General features: G+C 46.8%; 16 protein-coding genes and 1 pseudogene. 11 read left to right on the top strand and 6 right to left on the bottom strand.

Annotated features, from left to right (window positions below; genetic code table 11):
- Window positions 1-5: 5 nt before the first annotated feature.
- The gene (locus JCM23214_RS10525; RefSeq protein WP_500801829.1) at window positions 6-1,310 is read right to left on the bottom strand and encodes a gamma-glutamyltransferase; all 1,305 of its coding nucleotides are present in this window, start codon (window positions 1,308-1,310) and stop codon (window positions 6-8) included.
- 204 nt (window positions 1,311-1,514) lie between these two features.
- On the opposite strand from JCM23214_RS10525, the gene JCM23214_RS22455 reads away from it, so the two are divergent.
- The 4 genes from JCM23214_RS22455 to JCM23214_RS10510 all read left to right on the top strand — a co-directional run bounded on the left by JCM23214_RS22455 (window position 1,515) and on the right by JCM23214_RS10510 (window position 4,238).
- Entirely contained in the window at window positions 1,515-2,249 is a 735-nt protein-coding gene (locus tag JCM23214_RS22455) for a M48 family metallopeptidase (RefSeq protein ID WP_159104339.1), read from the top strand.
- Window positions 2,192-2,869, top strand: a complete 678-nt coding sequence (locus JCM23214_RS22450; protein ID WP_051548126.1) for a tetratricopeptide repeat protein — start codon at window positions 2,192-2,194, stop codon at window positions 2,867-2,869. Before JCM23214_RS22455 ends, JCM23214_RS22450 begins: the two co-directional genes overlap by 58 nt.
- Window positions 2,870-2,952: 83 nt before the next feature.
- Window positions 2,953-3,723 carry a DsbA family protein gene (locus tag JCM23214_RS10515; RefSeq protein WP_025898915.1) on the top strand — a complete coding sequence of 257 codons (771 nt, stop codon included), beginning with the start codon at window positions 2,953-2,955 and terminating at the stop codon, window positions 3,721-3,723.
- 38 nt (window positions 3,724-3,761) lie between these two features.
- Entirely contained in the window at window positions 3,762-4,238 is a 477-nt protein-coding gene (locus JCM23214_RS10510) for a MarR family winged helix-turn-helix transcriptional regulator (protein ID WP_025898914.1), read from the top strand.
- Here the strand turns inward: JCM23214_RS10510 and thiS are convergent.
- The gene (gene thiS / locus JCM23214_RS10505) at window positions 4,230-5,213 is read right to left on the bottom strand and encodes a sulfur carrier protein ThiS (RefSeq protein WP_025898913.1); all 984 of its coding nucleotides are present in this window, start codon (window positions 5,211-5,213) and stop codon (window positions 4,230-4,232) included. The two genes, JCM23214_RS10510 and thiS, sit on opposite strands and share 9 nt — an antisense overlap.
- Before the next feature lie 195 nt (window positions 5,214-5,408).
- Between thiS and aroQ the strand changes: the two genes are divergently transcribed.
- The 4 genes and pseudogenes from aroQ to aat all read left to right on the top strand — a co-directional run bounded on the left by aroQ (window position 5,409) and on the right by aat (window position 8,373).
- On the top strand, window positions 5,409-5,849 hold the full coding sequence (gene aroQ, locus JCM23214_RS10500; RefSeq protein ID WP_025898912.1) for a type II 3-dehydroquinate dehydratase: 441 nt from the start codon (window positions 5,409-5,411) through the stop codon (window positions 5,847-5,849).
- A 20-nt stretch (window positions 5,850-5,869) separates the two neighbouring features.
- Window positions 5,870-6,340 (top strand): acetyl-CoA carboxylase biotin carboxyl carrier protein, encoded by a 471-nt coding sequence (gene accB, locus JCM23214_RS10495; protein ID WP_025898911.1) that lies wholly within the window; start codon window positions 5,870-5,872, stop codon window positions 6,338-6,340.
- Window positions 6,341-6,354: 14 nt separating this feature from the next.
- Window positions 6,355-7,697 (top strand): annotated as a pseudogene (gene accC / locus JCM23214_RS20250) (acetyl-CoA carboxylase biotin carboxylase subunit).
- A gap of 25 nt (window positions 7,698-7,722) precedes the next feature.
- Window positions 7,723-8,373 carry a leucyl/phenylalanyl-tRNA--protein transferase gene (gene aat, locus JCM23214_RS10485; protein ID WP_025898910.1) on the top strand — a complete coding sequence of 217 codons (651 nt, stop codon included), beginning with the start codon at window positions 7,723-7,725 and terminating at the stop codon, window positions 8,371-8,373.
- On the opposite strand, the gene JCM23214_RS10480 is transcribed toward aat, so the two are convergent.
- Genes JCM23214_RS10480 through JCM23214_RS10470 form a run of 3 tightly spaced genes read right to left on the bottom strand, consistent with a single transcriptional unit; the run spans window position 8,310 to window position 9,583 of the window.
- Window positions 8,310-8,735, bottom strand: coding sequence for a DUF2155 domain-containing protein (locus JCM23214_RS10480; protein WP_025898909.1), 426 nt, complete (start codon window positions 8,733-8,735; stop codon window positions 8,310-8,312). The genes aat and JCM23214_RS10480 overlap by 64 nt on opposite strands.
- Complete coding sequence (gene mlaD, locus JCM23214_RS10475; protein ID WP_025898908.1) at window positions 8,725-9,180, bottom strand: outer membrane lipid asymmetry maintenance protein MlaD; 456 nt, start codon at window positions 9,178-9,180, stop codon at window positions 8,725-8,727. The genes JCM23214_RS10480 and mlaD overlap by 11 nt, the downstream gene beginning before the upstream one ends.
- Window positions 9,181-9,217: 37 nt before the next feature.
- Window positions 9,218-9,583 (bottom strand): NADH:ubiquinone oxidoreductase subunit NDUFA12, encoded by a 366-nt coding sequence (locus JCM23214_RS10470; RefSeq protein ID WP_084264782.1) that lies wholly within the window; start codon window positions 9,581-9,583, stop codon window positions 9,218-9,220.
- Between the two features lie 589 nt (window positions 9,584-10,172).
- Between JCM23214_RS10470 and JCM23214_RS20245 the strand changes: the two genes are divergently transcribed.
- Window positions 10,173-13,748, top strand: a complete 3,576-nt coding sequence (locus JCM23214_RS20245; protein WP_199899504.1) for a vitamin B12-dependent ribonucleotide reductase — start codon at window positions 10,173-10,175, stop codon at window positions 13,746-13,748.
- Between the two features lie 134 nt (window positions 13,749-13,882).
- On the opposite strand, the gene hutC is transcribed toward JCM23214_RS20245, so the two are convergent.
- Window positions 13,883-14,587, bottom strand: coding sequence for a histidine utilization transcriptional repressor HutC (gene hutC, locus JCM23214_RS10455; RefSeq protein ID WP_025898905.1), 705 nt, complete (start codon window positions 14,585-14,587; stop codon window positions 13,883-13,885).
- 170 nt (window positions 14,588-14,757) lie between these two features.
- Between hutC and hutI the strand changes: the two genes are divergently transcribed.
- Both hutI and hutH read left to right on the top strand, forming a co-directional pair.
- A complete protein-coding gene (gene hutI / locus JCM23214_RS10450; protein WP_025898904.1) occupies window positions 14,758-15,969 on the top strand; it encodes an imidazolonepropionase in 1,212 nt (403 codons plus the stop codon).
- Window positions 15,966-17,501: a histidine ammonia-lyase gene (gene hutH, locus JCM23214_RS10445; RefSeq protein ID WP_025898903.1), complete on the top strand. Its 1,536-nt coding sequence runs from the start codon at window positions 15,966-15,968 to the stop codon at window positions 17,499-17,501. Before hutI ends, hutH begins: the two co-directional genes overlap by 4 nt.
- Window positions 17,502-17,519: the final 18 nt, after the last annotated feature.

Genomic DNA, 17,519 nt, shown 5'->3' with positions numbered 1-17,519 from the left:
TAAAATTATTTTTCTATCAAAGAAAGTCCATACCCGCGGGTATCGGCGCTGGATTGGCAAAACTCAACCTTTCCTTCCGCACAATGAATGGCATTGACGGCACCGATTTTCTGAACCTCAATCGCCACTGGATGAGATCTTGTAATTTCCAGTAACTGATCGGGATTTGTTGAATTTTCATAAACAACAGGCAAACCTGGCCCCATTGTAAACACCCTTGCAGAAGTCATTGCGTCATCCAGTGGTTTTCCCTCTGCAAATACCTTAAGCGCCGTGTATACGGAGCTTAAGGTTCCGGCAGCCCCACCCGTTGCTGCTGAGGCATAAAACATTAGCTTGTTGGGTCGGTTGATGACCAGCACCGGTGACGTTGGAAATTCTGCTTCTGTGTCAGTCAGAGGTTCTGGCAAAACAATGCCAGAAATTGCCCCCATTTTCCCAGAGCCAAACGGCTTTCCAAGCCCCACAACGCAGGAAACAGCATTTCCCTGACGATCAGAAGTGACGAATGAAGTATTTCCGCCACTTCCGAAAGGATTATATGCGGCATATGGCTGGAAGCTTTTTGCAGAAGCGTTAGCCACCTTTGACAAGGCTATGTCAGAATCCAAATGCAGAAATCCTTTACCTTCAAAAAGATTTTGCCAGATTTGCTGATAAATTTCTCCGTGAGTGCTGTTGGAGACACCGACGGTCACCACATCAACATCGAATGTTTTCGCTTCCTGCCACACCGGCTTGTAATTGATCAGGTCCGTGGCTGTAAGTTTACCGCCAACACGGTTCGCTTCTTCGATATAGGCCTTCGCCAGATTCCCGCCATAGAAAAAGGCACCGCCGTTGGTTCGTATATTTGACAAGATGGACGACAGTTTGATCTGCTGTATCCGACTTCCCTCTTTCTTATAGGTTCCGTCCGGATTTTTATACAATTCTGTCAAACGGTCATCCAGGACGACGTTTGGTCCTGATTTAACCATCGCCATATGCATGGCGCGTGACATACTTTCCCCAAAGTTTGCATATTTTTCTGCCGGACCCAATAGCCCCGACCAGCTTAGTTTTCCGTATCTGGCGTGCAGCGCCGCAAATCCGCGAATATTACCGGGGACACCAATCTCTCCACCGTTTTTGGCGATACCAATTGGGAATTTAAGATTTTCAATTCTGTTTTTCTCGACACTGTAAACGAGACACTCACCCCCTCCTCCCAGTGACGCGGAAATCGGATAGGTAACAGAAAGTGTAAAATACAGCGCCGTCGCCGCATCGGCGGCTGAACCACCAGCAGATAAAATATCCTGAGCGATTAAAGTCGCACGTGCTCATCTGCCGCAACTCCGCCCAATTTTCCCTCTACAGTTCCGATAACACCCAATTGGATATTTTCCGAGGTGTCACAGGAGGCCAGCGTTAAAGCAAATAATGAGCCAATGAAAAAAGAAGGTAATGCTCTGCATTGACTGTTTGCGAGACAATTCTTAACTTTATTTCTCAATGAAGGGATATTCGTGTTGAAAAAACGCTTACTCAATTTTGTTTCAGTCATTCTGCTTTTGGCCTTTTCCACGCAATCTGTATTTGCGGCGCAACCCAAGTTGTCATATATCCGGGATGCTGAAATTGAACATACACTGCGCTCCTACGCAAGTCCCCTCTTTAATGCGGCGGGACTTAATGCGGATGATGTTTCAATCCATCTGATAAACAACAAGATTATCAATGCATTTGTTGCAGGTGGTCAACGGATGTTTTTTTTCACTGGCCTTCTGGAACGGGTTGAAAGTCCTGCCCAGCTCAAGGGGGTTATCGCTCACGAAACAGGTCATATTGCCGGTAGTCATCTTGCTCGCACGCAAGAGGCACTGGCAAATGCCACTACAAAATCGATTATCGGTTATTTGCTAGGAGCCGCAGCGGTCATTGCAGGTGGAGGCAAAGGCGGGGTTGCTATTGTTGGAGGAGCGAACGCCATAGCTGCCAAATCCTTTCTTAAATACAGTCGGGAACAGGAATCAGCTGCTGATCAGGCCTCCCTTCGGTATTTGGAGCGCACTGGTACTTCCGGTAGAGGCATGCTGGAATTTCTAAGGATACTCGAGCAGCAGGAACAGATATCCTATGGCAAAGTAGACCCGTATTGGCGAAGCATCCTATCAATCATGAAAGAATTGCGGCGTTGCAAAAACAGGTGGAACAATCCCCATATCGCGATATTCCAGATTCGCCGGAAGAGATCCGTGCTCTGAAACTAATCCAAGCGAAACTGGCAGGATTTACAGATGATTTTGACGATGTCTTGAAAAAGTTTCCTGTCAGCGATACCAGCGAGTATGCAAGATATGCGCGCGCGATTGCCTATTTTCGCTATCCAGACATTGAAAATGGATTAAAAGAAATCAACAGCCTGCTGCAGCAAAATCCTGCTAACCCCTACTTTCATGAACTCAAAGGGCAAATGTTATACGAGAACGGGGATGTAATCGGAGCCCTTCCCTCACTGGAAACCGCTACTCAGATTCTCCCATACGAACCCCTGATATTAACGCTATATGGGACTGCACTCGTAAGTACAAATCGCGTAGAGGATCTGAAAAAAGCAATTGAGGTCTTAAGAACCAGTGTAGCCTATGATCCCAACAATTCATCGAGCTGGTACCAACTCGCTATCGCCTATAATCGATTGGGGGATACGGCCAATACCGCCCTTGCCACGGCCGAACGTTTCTTGCTCCTCGGCAATCTTGCAAAAGCAAAGTTTCACGCGCAAAGGGCGCAGGAACTCATGAAAGCAGGTTCACCAGGCTCATTGCGTGCTGAAGACATAATCAGCCTGGCTAATCGGAAAATCTCTGAGAAGAATAATTAGGATAACAAGCTTGTGCTTTGTTATTTACATGAAATACCTTTAGCCTAATTTTATCGACACGTATTTTTTGAATTGGAAATTTGATGCGTCAAAATACAAGAGTCACTTTTTTGGCAATATTGCTGGTGATTGGGATCATCGGTGTCTTTGGATTTAATATGTACCAATACCAGAAAACAGACTCGGAGCAGGCTTTTGGTGAGAAAGTAAGGGCGTATCTGCTGGATAATCCGAAAATAATCAGGGAAGTGATAGAAAAGCTCAGCGTTGTTGAAGCTCGGGAAAAAGCGGAACAGGAACGTCAGGCTCTTTCCATGTATCAAGGGGAACTGGAAAATGATGGCTTTAGCTATGTAGCCGGAAACCCCAACGGCGATATCACAATTGTTGAATTTTTTGACTACCGCTGCGGATATTGCAAGCAAAGCTTCCCCGAGATACTTAAAGCCGTCGAAAGCGATGGAAATATCAGGCTAGTGTTCAAAGAATTCCCGATACTGGGGCCCCCATCTGTTTTAGCAGCGCATGCTGCCATGTCTGCACAAAAGCAGAATAAATATATGGAATATCATACGGCGTTGATGCAAATGCGCGGCTCGATAACAGAAGAAAAGCTTCTCCAACTTGCTGCGGATCTTGGGCTTGAGATTGATAAATTCAAGAGCGACATGAAATCGGCAGATATTGAAGAAAATATTTCCAGAACCTATGCGCTGGCAAATCAGTTAAACATTACAGGAACGCCTGCCTTTGTAATCGGTGGCCGGATGGCAGCGGGTGCGATACCGGCTCAGCGAATGCTGGCGATGGTCGAAGATGCGAGAGAGCAGAAAAAAAGCAGTGTGACCAACTAGATGTTGTTCTTTGCGATGTGATTGCGCAAAATACAGTAATGAAAAATTCAAAACCTAAGCTTTCACTAAATGAATTTTTGCCCTATCGGCTGACTAAACTTTCGGGAATTATCAGCCGTACGTTGGCTGAGCGATATTCAGAGCAATTTGATCTGACAATTCATGAATGGCGCGTTGTTGCGATTATTGGAGAACAACCTGGATTAACGGCGCGTCAGGTCAGTGATTTGGCATCACTGGACAAGGTTAGCATTAGCCGGGCAATAGAGCGACTTGAAAAGTCAGGACGCATCCAGCGGAAAGTTACACCTAAAGACAGGCGCGCCTATGCCCTTCACCTTACAGATAAAGGGCATGATGTTCTGGAAAGGATCATACCGCTGGCGCAGGATTTTGAGCGGAATCTACTCTCCTCACTTGATCAGCAGGATCTAGCCAAATTATTGGAAATACTGGCTAAACTTGATCAGCAGGCAGATCAGTTATCAAAGGATAAATTGATCCTATCAGATTAATCCCGCCAGAGGCGAGCTAGGATCAGCGTATTTCTTCCGCTCCATTCGACCAGCAAGAAATGATTTGCGTCCCGCTTTAACAGCGTCTTTCATAGCCGCAGCCATCAACACTGGATTTTTAGCGTGCGCAATCGCTGTGTTCATCAGCACACCATCACAGCCAAGTTCCATGGCAATGGTTGCATCAGATGCAGTACCAACGCCTGCATCAACAATAACCGGGACCTTCGCCTGTTCTTTTATTATTCCAATACCAACAGGGTTCTGAATGCCAAGCCCTGATCCAATGGGTGCTCCCAAAGGCATGATCGCTACACATCCCATATCTTCCAGTTCCTGACACATGATCGGATCATCAGAACAATACACCATGACCTTGAACCCTTCATCGATAAGCGTACGAGCAGCTTTCAGGGTTTCAACCATGTTTGGATACAGAGTTTTCTCATGCCCCAGAACTTCCAGTTTGACGAGATCCCATCCCCCGGCTTCCCGGGCCAGTCGCAATGTGCGAAGGGCTTCATCGGCTGTGTAGCAGAAAGCGGTGTTGGGTAAGTACACATATTTTTGTGGATCTACATAATCAACCAGCATGGGCTGTTTGCGATCAGTGATATTTACCCTGCGAACTGCAACAGTTACCATCTCAGCACCGGAGGCTTCAATCGCCAGCTTGGTCTCTTCAAAGTCCTTGTATTTACCAGTGCCAACAATCAGACGGGAATTCAGCTTCCGTCCCGCTACGACAAGTCCATCATCTTCAGCTACCATTGAATTTCCACCCCCAATGAAATGTACGATTTCCAACTTGTCGCCATCCTGTAACTCAAGGCTTGAATATTGGGACTTTGGAACGATTTCCAGATTTCTTTCAATGGCAACTTTGGTGCCATCCAATTCGAGGATATTCAGAAGTTGTCCAAGATTTAAAGGATTTTCAAACTGGTGTGTTTCACCATTTATGGTGAGTCGCATGGATTCTGCCTTACTTGTGATCAAAAACAGGAAATTTCAGAGCGGATTATGGTTCGCAACGCATTTGTATGCAACCACTTCCGCATCAACTTTTGACACTTTATTTACAATAATCATCCGTACGACTTTATCATCGTTAAAAAGTTCTTTATAAGTAGCTCACTACTGATCGGCGGATAGCAACTAGGGGTGTGAATGGGAAAGTCAGTACTTGTATTAAATGGTCCAAATCTAAATCTGCTGGGTCAGCGGGAACCTCAGGTTTATGGGGATCTGACACTTGCTGATATTGAAACCCGCTGTATCACCAAAGCAAGAGAACTGGATCTGGAGCTTGAGTTTTTGCAGAGTAATCATGAAGGTAAATTAATTGACGCCATTCATCAATCTGCAGGCAAGCATGAAGGAATTATTCTCAATGCTGGTGCTTACACGCATACCTCGGTTGCCTTGCATGACGCTTTGAGAGGTGTTGGGCTTCCTTGCATAGAAGTCCATATTTCCAATACATTTGCCCGTGAGACATTTCGGCATCACAGTTACATTTCGCCGGTGGCTCTGGGTGTTATTTGTGGTTTCGGCGTAACGAGTTATTTATTAGCTCTGCAGGCGATGACCGAACATTTGAAACAATAGAGATGAAAAGTCGAAAAGCGATGAGTAAATTTAAAATCGACATGGATGCTATCCGTGAACTTGCTGAAATTATGAGCGACACGGGCTTGGGAGAAATCGAAGTAGAAAGCGATGATAGTCGCATTCGCGTCTCCAGAGGATCAACTACAGCTGCAACTGCGCAGGCTGCCCCTGTTGCGGCGCCAGTCGTCGCCCCTGCTCCAGTAGCTGCACCTGCTGCGGACGCGGCGACTACAGCCGTAGAAGCAGATAGTCATCCAGGCGCAGTGAAATCGCCAATGGTTGGAACCGCCTATCTAGCTCCTGAACCGGGTGCCGATGTTTTTGTAAAGCCCGGTGATACTGTCTCACAAGGTCAAACACTTCTGATTGTTGAAGCCATGAAAACCATGAACCCAATTGCTGCGCCAAAAGGCGGGAAAGTCGTTGACGTTCTGGTAGAGGATGCAACACCAGTGGAATTTGGTCAGCCCCTCGTCATTATTGAGTGAGCGAAGTAGACAATATGTTTGATAAAATCCTCATTGCGAACCGCGGTGAAATTGCGCTCCGAATTCACAGGGCCTGCCGCGAGATGGGTATTCGCACTGTGGCCGTACATTCCGAAGCGGATGCGGATGCGATGCATGTCCGCCTTGCAGATGAAAGTGTCTGTATCGGGCCACCAAGTTCTACAGCCAGTTACCTCAACATGCCGGCCATTATTTCTGCAGCCGAAGTCACGAATGCCAACGCCATTCATCCCGGCTATGGTTTTCTGTCCGAGAATGCCAAATTTGTCGACATCGTTACGGCACATGGCATCAAATTTATTGGGCCATCCGCGGATCATATTCGCTTGATGGGTGATAAAATTGCCGCCAAGGAGACCATGCGAAAATTTGGTGTGCCTTGCGTTCCCGGATCAGACGGTGAGGTTACCAGCTTGATGAGGCCAAGAAAATTGCGGCGGAAATCGGCTATCCTGTGATTATTAAAGCGTCAGCAGGTGGCGGTGGCCGCGGAATGAAAGTGGCTGAAACCGAAAAAGATATTTCGGAAGCTTATTCCTCGGCTCGCGCGGAAAGCCAGATGGCCTTCGGCGATAACGCTGTTTATATCGAAAAATATCTGGGGACTCCCCGTCATATTGAAATCCAGGTATTGGCGGATGGGCAAGGAAATGTTGTTCATCTTGGTGAACGTGATTGCTCGCTGCAACGCCGTCACCAAAAAGCGCTCGAAGAAACACCTTCGCCCGCGTTGAAGGATGAATTGCGCGAAGAAATTGGTAAAACGGTCGCAGATGCAATTCGTGAAATGGGATATGAGGGTGTCGGCACCATTGAATTCCTGTTTGAAAATGATCAGTTTTATTTCATTGAAATGAATACCCGCTTGCAGGTGGAACACCCTGTGACGGAAATGGTCACCGGAATTGATCTGGTTCGCGAACAGATCAAAGTTGCTGCAGGTCATAAGCTTGACCTGACACAGGAGGATATAAAATTCTCTGGTCATTCCATTGAATGCCGTATTACGGCGGAAGATCCTGATACATTTGCCGCAAGTCCCGGCCCTGTTCTGGATTTTCATGCGCCCGGCGGTTTGGGAGTTCGCGTGGATTCAGCACTTTATGCTGGATATAATGTTCCGCCCTATTACGACAGCCTGATCGCAAAGCTTATCGTGCACGGGTCGAACCGCGAAGAATGTATGGCCCGCCTAAAACGGGCGTTGGAAGAGTTTGTTGTTGGTGGCATCAAGACAACATTGCCGCTACACCAAGCCCTGCTTGAAAATGAAGATTTTCTCGCCGGAGATTATAATATTCACTGGCTGGAAAAATTTATTGAGGGAAAACGTTAAGGCGTTTTTATAAAAGAAGTCTCTGATGACGATCTTAACGCCTGAAATTTTATTGAACGCCTATACACATGGGATTTTTCCCATGGCAGAATCAAGGGACGATCCAGATCTTTTCTGGGTCGACCCTGAATGGCGCGGGATCTTTCCTCTTCATGATTTTCATGTTTCCCGTAGCCTGAAAAAAATAATCCGAAAAGATCTCTTTAAAATAACGGTAGACACATGTTTTCGGCGTGTGATGAAGGAATGTGCAACTCCAGCACCCGGCCGTGAAAACACCTGGATAAATCGCACTATTCTAGATTTATATACAGAACTTCACCAAAGAGGCTCTGCTCATTCCGTGGAAGTCTGGAAAGATGACACGTTAGTTGGTGGACTTTATGGTGTTTCCTTTGCAGGCGTTTTTTGTGGTGAAAGCATGTTTTCGCGGGAAAAAAATACCAGTAAAATAGCGCTCGTTGCCCTGATTGCCCGCTTGCTTAAAGGCGGGTACAGGTTACTGGATACCCAGTTTTTGACAGACCACCTTGCATCCTTGGGTGCCATTGAAATATCGCGAGAGGAATATCATCGACGCTTGGCCGATGCGCTTAAGATCAAAGCAGATTTTTATTCGTTGGAACCGGACTGTTCTGGTGCAGAAATTTTGCAATCAATAACCCAAACGTCATAAACCGGATGCTCAAGAGCGTTCAAAGCGGGGCTGGATGCAAACATCCATCCCATAAACAGAGACTGTTTTTCTTCATCCACGCGATTTTCTTCGATTTCCAGAAATGTGGCAGTTTCCGGTGTTTCTTCCGGAGGGCGTTTTAAACATTTACGGACAGTGATATCCAGTGTCCCGTATCTTACCGTTTCACCAACTTCAATGGTAAGGTCTTCCGTACGGGCAGTTACTTTGTCTAGCGCCCTTAAAACAGCCGCCTCACCGCTCAGATTGTCTGCATAAGAACTGGTGGCTGCAAACAAAAACCCAAAAACAGTAGCAATCTTGATACAGGAAGGAATGATCGCGACGCGTTTATTTATCATTACTGGATGCACTGAAAATGGCTTGTCCTATAAGGTCCATCAAACTGACAGCACTTTGTGTGAAAGTAATTTCACCGCCATCTGCAAGCATCGCATCCGCTCCGCCGGGTTCCAGATCCAGATAGCTACCGCCAAGTAAACTTTCTGATGCAATTTTTGCGGCTGTGTCTTCGGGCAGCTCAATTTCTTTGGCAATACTAATACCAATGACAGCTTCATATGTTTTCGGGTCCAGATGCTGGCTGGTAACAGTGCCCACTTTAATGCCACTCATGCGAACGTCACTGCCAACCTGAAGTCCGTCGACCTGATCAAATCTGGCTACCAGATTCAATCCGTTTCCACCGCCGCCGATATCTGCTGTCCGGTAGGCAAAAATCAAAAAGATGGCGGCAAATGCCAATACGACCGCGCCAATTATTGTTTCGACTATATTATTTCCCAACCCACATCCCCTTTATCCCGAGTGAGCAGCCAGTTTGTTACTCAGGCTTCCATGCCTGATAATCAGCGGTACTTTTCTGGCGTTCACCTGAAACCAAAACAGACCCACCCGGATGATACGCATGATCTGTACCGGTCAGATTTGGAAGATGTTCTTCTTCCCAATTGTTCTTTTCCACCTGCTGCTGGTCTGGCAACAGGTCAGTCGTGTAATGCAACCAGATATGCCAAGCCGCTGGAACCTTGGAGGCCTCAGGGCGCCCTTTATAAATCACCCAGCGGCGTTCACGGCCAAATGGACCCGTCGGTGTTCCTTTTTCTTTATAATATTTATTTCCAAACTGATCTTCACCAACAAGGAGACCTTTTCTCCAGGTAAACAGTTTCGTACCAATCGTGGCCATAATCTTCTCGTCCATCAGAAAATGAAAATTTCGCTGGAATATGGCATCACAGCGCATTGACGTAAAGTATATCTTTCAATTTCCACCCTAATTTTCAGTTAATAATGTGACCAATTTGCGGAGCTGAGTTTAATCACGGTCAAATTTGCGTGATTCTGAATTTTGGAATTTTAATTTCGGTATTTGCGGTGTTTTGGCATCCGCAAGTGATGAAGAATTTATCCGCTTGTAGTTATCAAAAAAATTAATTGTCCTGTGAAATCGCATTTTTCCACGACATATAGGACACACTTCTGAAAGCAAACACCATATATGGTAAAACTGATTGTTGACTTCAATATGAGACAGATGCACCATCCTTGTGGTCAGGACTTTGGGGGACACCACATATGGTATGTCAATCATATGTGATCTGCTCATAAAAAGCAGAGATATCCTGAAATCCGGACAGTTTTGAGACCATTGATCAGGTAAAGCAGGGATAGTAAAACATGCGTATTTCACGGCGCTATACAGACGAAAACTCGTCACCTTATGCAAAAATCAAATTTCGCCAGGCAACCAGTGAAATTCGAAACCCAGACGGTCCGTGGTCTTCAAGCTTGATAACATTGATGTTCCATCTGAATGGTCTCAGGTTGCTTGCGATATCATTGCGCAAAAATACTTCCGCAAAGCCGGTGTCCCTGCCCGACTGAAAACATTTGAAGAGGAAGACGTACCCCTCTGGCTATCACGCCAAGTTCCAGATGAAGATGCTCTGAGTGAGCTTCCTGAAGAAGACCGTTTTGGCGGAGAGACATCTGCTACGCAAGTATTTGACAGGCTTGCCGGCACATGGACATATTGGGGCTGGAAAGGTGGATATTTCGACACCGAAGACGACGCTCGCGCCTATTTTGACGAAATGCGTTATATGCTCGCCAAACAGATGGGAGCACCAAATTCACCGCAATGGTTTAATACCGGCTTGCATTGGGCATATGGCATTAACGGTCCGGCTCAGGGACATTCCTATGTCGACTATAAAACCGGAAAGCTGAAAAAATCAGACAGTTCCTATGAACATCCACAACCCCACGCCTGTTTCATTCAGTCGGTCGATGACGACCTGGTCAATGATGGCGGCATAATGGATTTGTGGGTGCGTGAAGCGCGACTGTTCAAATATGGATCAGGAACGGGGACCAATTTTTCCAACGTTCGAAGCGCGGGTGAGAGCCTGTCAGGTGGCGGCAAGTCATCCGGACTGATGAGTTTCCTCAAAATCGGGGATCGGGCTGCAGGTGCAATTAAGTCAGGTGGCACAACCAGACGCGCAGCCAAGATGGTAACGCTGGATATCGATCATCCGGATATTGAAGAATATATTCAATGGAAAGCCGTTGAAGAGCAAAAAGTTGCAGCACTGGTTGCTGGCTCAAAACTTTGCAACAAACATTTAAACGAGGTTATCAAGGCCTGTTCGGCTGTCGAGGGAGATGAAGCTTATAATGTAGCTGAAAACCCGGCACTTAAAAAAGCAATTATCGCTGCCCGAAAGGCAATGGTTCCGGAGAATTACACCCAGCGGGTCATTCAGTTTGCCAAACAGGGTTTTACTGAGATTGAGTTTGAAACCTATAACACGGATTGGGATTCAGAAGCCTACCTGACCGTTTCAGGCCAGAATTCCAACAACTCAGTGCGGGTAACTGACGCATTTATCAAGGCCGTTCTGGATGACAGTGATTGGAATCTGATCCGTCGTGTTGACGGGAAAGTTGCGAAAACCATCAAGGCACGCGAACTTTGGGATATGATTGGTGAAAGCGCGTGGCAATCCGCAGATCCCGGTCTGCAGTATGACACTACAATCAATGACTGGCATACCTGCCCGCAGGACGGCCGAATTAACGCGTCAAACCCCTGTTCGGAATATATGTTCCTTGATGATACAGCCTGCAATCTTGCGTCGCTGAACTTGATGAATTTTCGCCGCGCGGACAAAAGCCTGGATGTAGAGGGCCTAATTCATGCGTCCCGACTTTGGACAATTACGCTTGAGATTTCCGTTCTGATGGCCCAGTTCCCATCTGAGGAAATTGCTAAATTGTCATACAAGTTCAGAACTTTGGGGCTTGGTTACGCGAATATTGGTGGATTACTGATGTCACAGGGTCTTCCTTACGACTCCGACGAAGGTCGCGCCCTATGTGGTGCTATTACGGCACTGATGACGGGAACGTCTTATAAAACCAGTGCGGAAATGGCCTCCGAACTCGGTGCATTCCCCGGTTACAAGAAAAATGCAAAAGACATGCTGCGTGTTATTCGAAATCACAGAAACGCAGCCCATGGCAACGCAACTGGGTATGAAGGACTTTCTGTCACACCAGTTCCTCTTGATTTGAAGAACTGTCAGAATAAAGAACTTTTAGAGGCAGCCATACAATCCTGGGACGATGCGCTGGAACTTGGGGAGAAGTTCGGTTACCGGAACGCGCAGGCAACAGTAATTGCGCCAACAGGAACAATCGGACTGGTTATGGACTGTGATACAACAGGTATTGAGCCGGATTTTGCGACTGTTAAGTTCAAAAAGCTTGCAGGAGGCGGTTACTTTAAGATCATAAACCGGACCATCCCAGAAGCCCTTGGAAAGCTGGGCTATGACAGATCGCAGGTGAATGAGATTATCTCATATGCCGTGGGGCATGGAACATTGCAGGATGCCCCCGGTGTCAATCACGAAGCGCTTCGTGAAAAGGGATTTACTGACGAGATTCTGGAAAAAGTTGAGCAAGGACTGGAAGCCAGCTTTGACATCAAATTTGTATTTAACAAATTTACGCTGGGTGAAAGCTTCTGCACAGAGACTCTGGGTCTGGATGCGAATGCACTCAATGACTATAACTTTGATTTGCTGGCGGCCATTGGGTTCAGTAAGCAAGATATTGAAAAAGCAAACAGTTATTGCTGCGGAACCATGACCTTGGAAGGTGCTCCTCACCTAAAGAATGAACATTTGGCAGTCTTTGATTGTGCAAATCCTTGTGGTCGAATTGGAAAACGGTACCTGTCAGTTGAAAGTCACATCAAGATGATGGCGGCGGCTCAACCCTTTATCTCTGGGGCAATCTCCAAAACTATCAATATGGCGAATGCCAGCACTGTTGAAGACTGCAAAGAGGCATATTTGTTATCCTGGAAATTGGGACTCAAGGCAAATGCACTCTACCGTGACGGCTCCAAACTCAGTCAGCCATTGTCTGCAATCAATATTGACGAGGATGAAGAGGATCTTGAGCTGGAAGCAGTTGTGCAGGCCGCACCTGCGGCTGCAAGTACAGTCGTTGCGGAACGAATTGTCGAACGTATTGCGGGCGGGCGCAAAAAACTGCCAACACGTCGCAAAGGATACACCCAAAAAGCGGTTGTTGGCGGACACAAGGTCTATCTGCGCACTGGTGAGTATGATGACGGTTCACTTGGTGAGTTGTTCATTGATATGCACAAAGAAGGCGCCGCATTCAGAAGCCTGATGAATAATTTTGCAATCGCCATATCGATTGGCTTGCAATATGGCGTACCGCTTGAGGAATTCGTTGAGGCCTATACGTTTACACGATTTGAACCTTCCGGAATTGTTGAGGGCAATGATGCCATCAAGATGTCCACTTCAATTCTGGATTATCTATTCCGTGAACTCGCTATTTCTTATCTGGGTCGCAATGATCTTGCACATGTTGATGTTGATGATTTGCGTATCGACGCGATTGGTGGTGGAGAAGAACAGGCTGAGATTGCATCGGATGAAGTCGCTGAAGCCCCATCTGCACTGGATAACGTCATAAATCTCACCTCAACAGGATATATCAGATCCAAGAACTTTGAAGTGTTACAAGGTGGACTTTCCGGAATGACAATGACGGGTGCTGTTGAAGCGCAATCCGCAATGGCGGGTGGAAGCGCGTCTGCCGGAGTAGCCACGAGCGCAAATACTGTCACCACGTCAGCAGCAGCAAGTAGCAGTTCTTCCAGTTCAAGAGCGGATAAAGTTATGGAAGCGCGGATGAAAGGCTATGAAGGGGATAGCTGTACGGAATGCGGGAATTTCACTCTGGTTCGAAACGGGACTTGTATGAAATGCGATACATGCGGCTCAACAAGTGGCTGTTCATAATCCTCCCTGTCAGTAGCGTACTTTTTAAACTGTGTTTAGTCTTTAGTGTTTAGTATCAAGTAGTTAGTAGTCAGCTTTAGAGTAATTACCAGTTAGTATATTGAAAGCGTATTTCCAATCTGTCGCTTAGTCAGTTATCCCCGGGTCGTCATTTTATATGACGCTCCGGGGAACGATAATTTTACAGATGTGATAGAGTTCTTTTCCCGCCATGTCCGTCTCTCAACGACAAATAACGCATCGCCTTTTTCAATTTCCAGCATATTCGCTGTTTCCTCGTCGGCCAGCATGGCTGAAAAAGTGTGTTCTGCTTCGGAAAAGGGCTCTTTTCGAACCAGCCATTCATTAGGACTCACTTCAGAGAAATCAGTTTCTCGTGCAGCCGGTACATGATCAAGGTTGATCCAACGATCTTCAAATTGATAAGGGACTTCATCAGCCAAGTGTAAGCATTTGATATGCAGTGCTTTTACACCTTTTTGCAGGTTCATTTTACGGCATACATCAGTTGGGGCGACGACTTCTTCATTCAAGATCAGTTCATACCGGTAAGTAGCGCCTTTATTTTCAATTTCTTCCCGCACAATAGGGATTTGAACCCGTGCATCCCGGCTGGTGTTAAGAGAAACTCTTGTTCCGGATTTTCGGCGGCGTTCAACAAACCCTTCCTCCGCCAGTTCCCGAAGTGCCCTGTTTACAGTAACACGCGAACATCCATAGCTTTCCGCGAGGCTTTCTTCGCCGGGAATGATATCGCCTGGATTCCAGTACCCGTTTTTAATCTTGCCAAGAATTTCTGTTTTAATCGCCTGAAACGATGCAGTCCGGGTTTTTGTCACCTGTCCCTACCCAATCTTCATTTTTAAATTTTCAAAGCGTTTTATTACAAAACAACCCTGATCAAAACCACAAACAGCCTTACACACAAATTGAAATCTTTTTTATTGACGTATTATGTATGTACATAATATCAATATGTAAGATAATAGCAAATGCTAAAGGAGTGGCTGTGACCAATCAATTGCTCAAAAATGGTCGTTTGGTGACCTTTGACGAGGATATAGCTGAACAATATGGACTTGTTGAAAAAGGTGCCATTGCCGTTAGCAACGGAGAAATCCAGTGGGTTGGCGAATTTGAAGATATTCCACAAGCATATCGCCAATATGAGGCAGTTGACCTTGAAGGCCGCTTGGTTACCCCGACATTCATCGATTGCCATACCCATCTGGTGCATGGAGGTAATCGGGCCCGCGAATTTGAAATGCGACTGCAAGGAGCCAGCTACGAAGATATAGCCCGCGCCGGTGGTGGCATTATATCTACAGTCAAGGCAACGCGCGGTAAATCCGTTGAAGAGCTGGTTGAAGACGCCCTGCCCCGACTAGACAGTTTGATCGCCGAAGGCGTAGCCGTTGTGGAGATAAAATCTGGATATGGGCTGACTACCGAGGAAGAATTGAAGATGTTGCGTGCTGCACGTGAATTGCAGCAGCGCAGAGAAGTGATCATTAAAACAACTTATTTGGCTGCCCATGCAATCCCCCCTGAATATGAAAACAAATCCGATGAGTATATCGACCAGATTGTGCTGCCAGGTATGGAAATAGGACATGAAGAGGGCCTAATTGACGCTGTAGACGCATTTTGTGAAGGGATCGCCTTCTCACCTTCGCAGGTTGAACGGGTTTTCAATAAAGCTAAATCCCTTGATCTGGATATAAAAATACATGCTGAGCAATTATCCAACCTCAAAGGAACAGAATTGGCAGCTCGATATGGTGCATTGTCCGCAGACCATTTGGAATATCTGGAAGAAGACGGTGTTGCTGCAATGAAGACATCGGGAACGGTGGCTGTCCTGCTGCCCGGTGCATTCTATTTTCTAAGAGAAAACAAATTGCCGCCCATTCAAAGTCTTCGCGATTATTCGGTGCCCATTGCGCTGGCAACGGATTGCAATCCAGGTTCCTCTCCTGTGAGCTCTTTATTATTGATACTTAATCTCGCCTGTACACTGTTCAGATTGACCCCAGAAGAAGCCCTCAAAGGGATTACACTCAATGCTGCCAAGGCACTGGGAATTGAAAAAGATTTCGGCGCAATAAAAGCGGGCAAAAAATCCAGTTTCGCTATTTGGGATGCTGAACATCCTGCAGAGTTGGCATACCGGGCAGGTTTTAACCCCCTACACAGTATGTATCGCGGAGATGAAAAATGAAGCTGACACTTGTGCCCGGAGAAGCCACGCTTTCGGATCTCTTTACTGTTTATTCGTCTGATACTTCAGTAAAGCTGGATAGAATTGTCACCACAGGTGTAGAGAAAAGCGCAGCCTTAATTGAAAAAGCCGCCGCTGGTGAAGAAGCCATTTATGGTGTGAATACAGGGTTTGGAAAACTGGCGAGCATTAAGATACCGGCCAGCGATACACAAACGCTACAACGCAATCTAATCCTGTCTCATTGCAGCGGGGTTGGCTCGCCACTTGACCCTGCACTTGTGCGGCTCATTATGACGTTAAAACTGCTGTCACTTGGACGCGGTGCATCCGGCGTTCGAATGTGCATTATAGAACAGATTGAACTTATGCTCGAAACCGGAGTTATTCCGCTAATTCCTGCACAAGGGTCAGTCGGCGCTTCTGGTGATCTGGCCCCCCTCGCCCATATGGCAGCCGTCATGATTGGTGAAGGTGAAGCATTTTTTCAAGGGGAGCGGATGTCGGGACAGGCTGCTCTTGCCAGTGCAGGCCTGAAACCTGTAACGCTTGGCCCCAAAGAAGGGCTTGCCTTAATTAACGGAACGCAGGCGTCAACGGCACTTGCGCTGGCAGGATTTTTCAAGGCCTGGAACTGTGCGCAGTCGGCACTTGTTACCGGAGCGCTTTCAACAGATGCTGCCATGGGATCTTCTGCACCTTTTCGCGAAGAAATCCATTTGCTTCGCTGTCATCAGGGACAAATAGAAGCAGGTAAAACCTTACGCACTCTGATGGAAGGATCTCAGATCAGGGAAACTCATCGTGAGGGCGACAGCCGTGTTCAGGATCCATACTGCATCAGGTGCCAACCCCAGGTTATGGGAGCGGTTTTCGATCTTCTCAGGCAAGCAGGTAAGACCCTTCAGATTGAGGCGAATGCTGTTACTGATAACCCGCTTGTCCTTTCTGACGGATCTATCGTATCTGGTGGCAATTTTCACGCTGAGCCAGTGGCCTTCGCCGCTGATCAAATTGCGATCGCAATCGCAGAAATCGGCTCAATTGCACAGCGTCGTATCGCCCTTCTTGTGGATCCTGCATTAAGTTTCGGACTACCGGCCTTTTTATCCCCAGAACCTGGCATAAACTCCGGACTTATGATTGCGGAAGTCACTTCAGCGGCCTTGATGTCAGAAAACAAGCAGCGCTCTCATCCGGCGTCCGTGGATTCTACGCCAACATCGGCCAATCAGGAAGATCATGTATCCATGGCCTGCCACGGTGCTCGCCGATTGCTCGAAATGTCTGACAATCTTGAGCATATCCTCGGAATTGAGGCGCTGGCAGCGGCACAGGGAATTGAGTTGCGGTCACCTTTAAAGACTAGCGACCAACTGTCTGAAGTCATTGAAAAAATCAGATCAAAAATTCCGGCAATTACAGAAGATCGATACCTGGCAAATGATCTTGAACAGGCAGCAGACCTTGTTGCGCAAGGGGCCATTGTACAGACCGCCGGATTACCCTCACTTTTCGAGCTTAAAATTTAATCTCTAAATCCAATCGGA

Origin of the sequence: Sneathiella glossodoripedis JCM 23214 (assembly GCF_000616095.1) — a bacterium.
Classification (GTDB): domain Bacteria; phylum Pseudomonadota; class Alphaproteobacteria; order Sneathiellales; family Sneathiellaceae; genus Sneathiella; species Sneathiella glossodoripedis.
The sequence above is the reverse complement of the archived record's forward strand: the minus strand, read 5'-3'. Positions and strand labels throughout refer to the sequence as shown.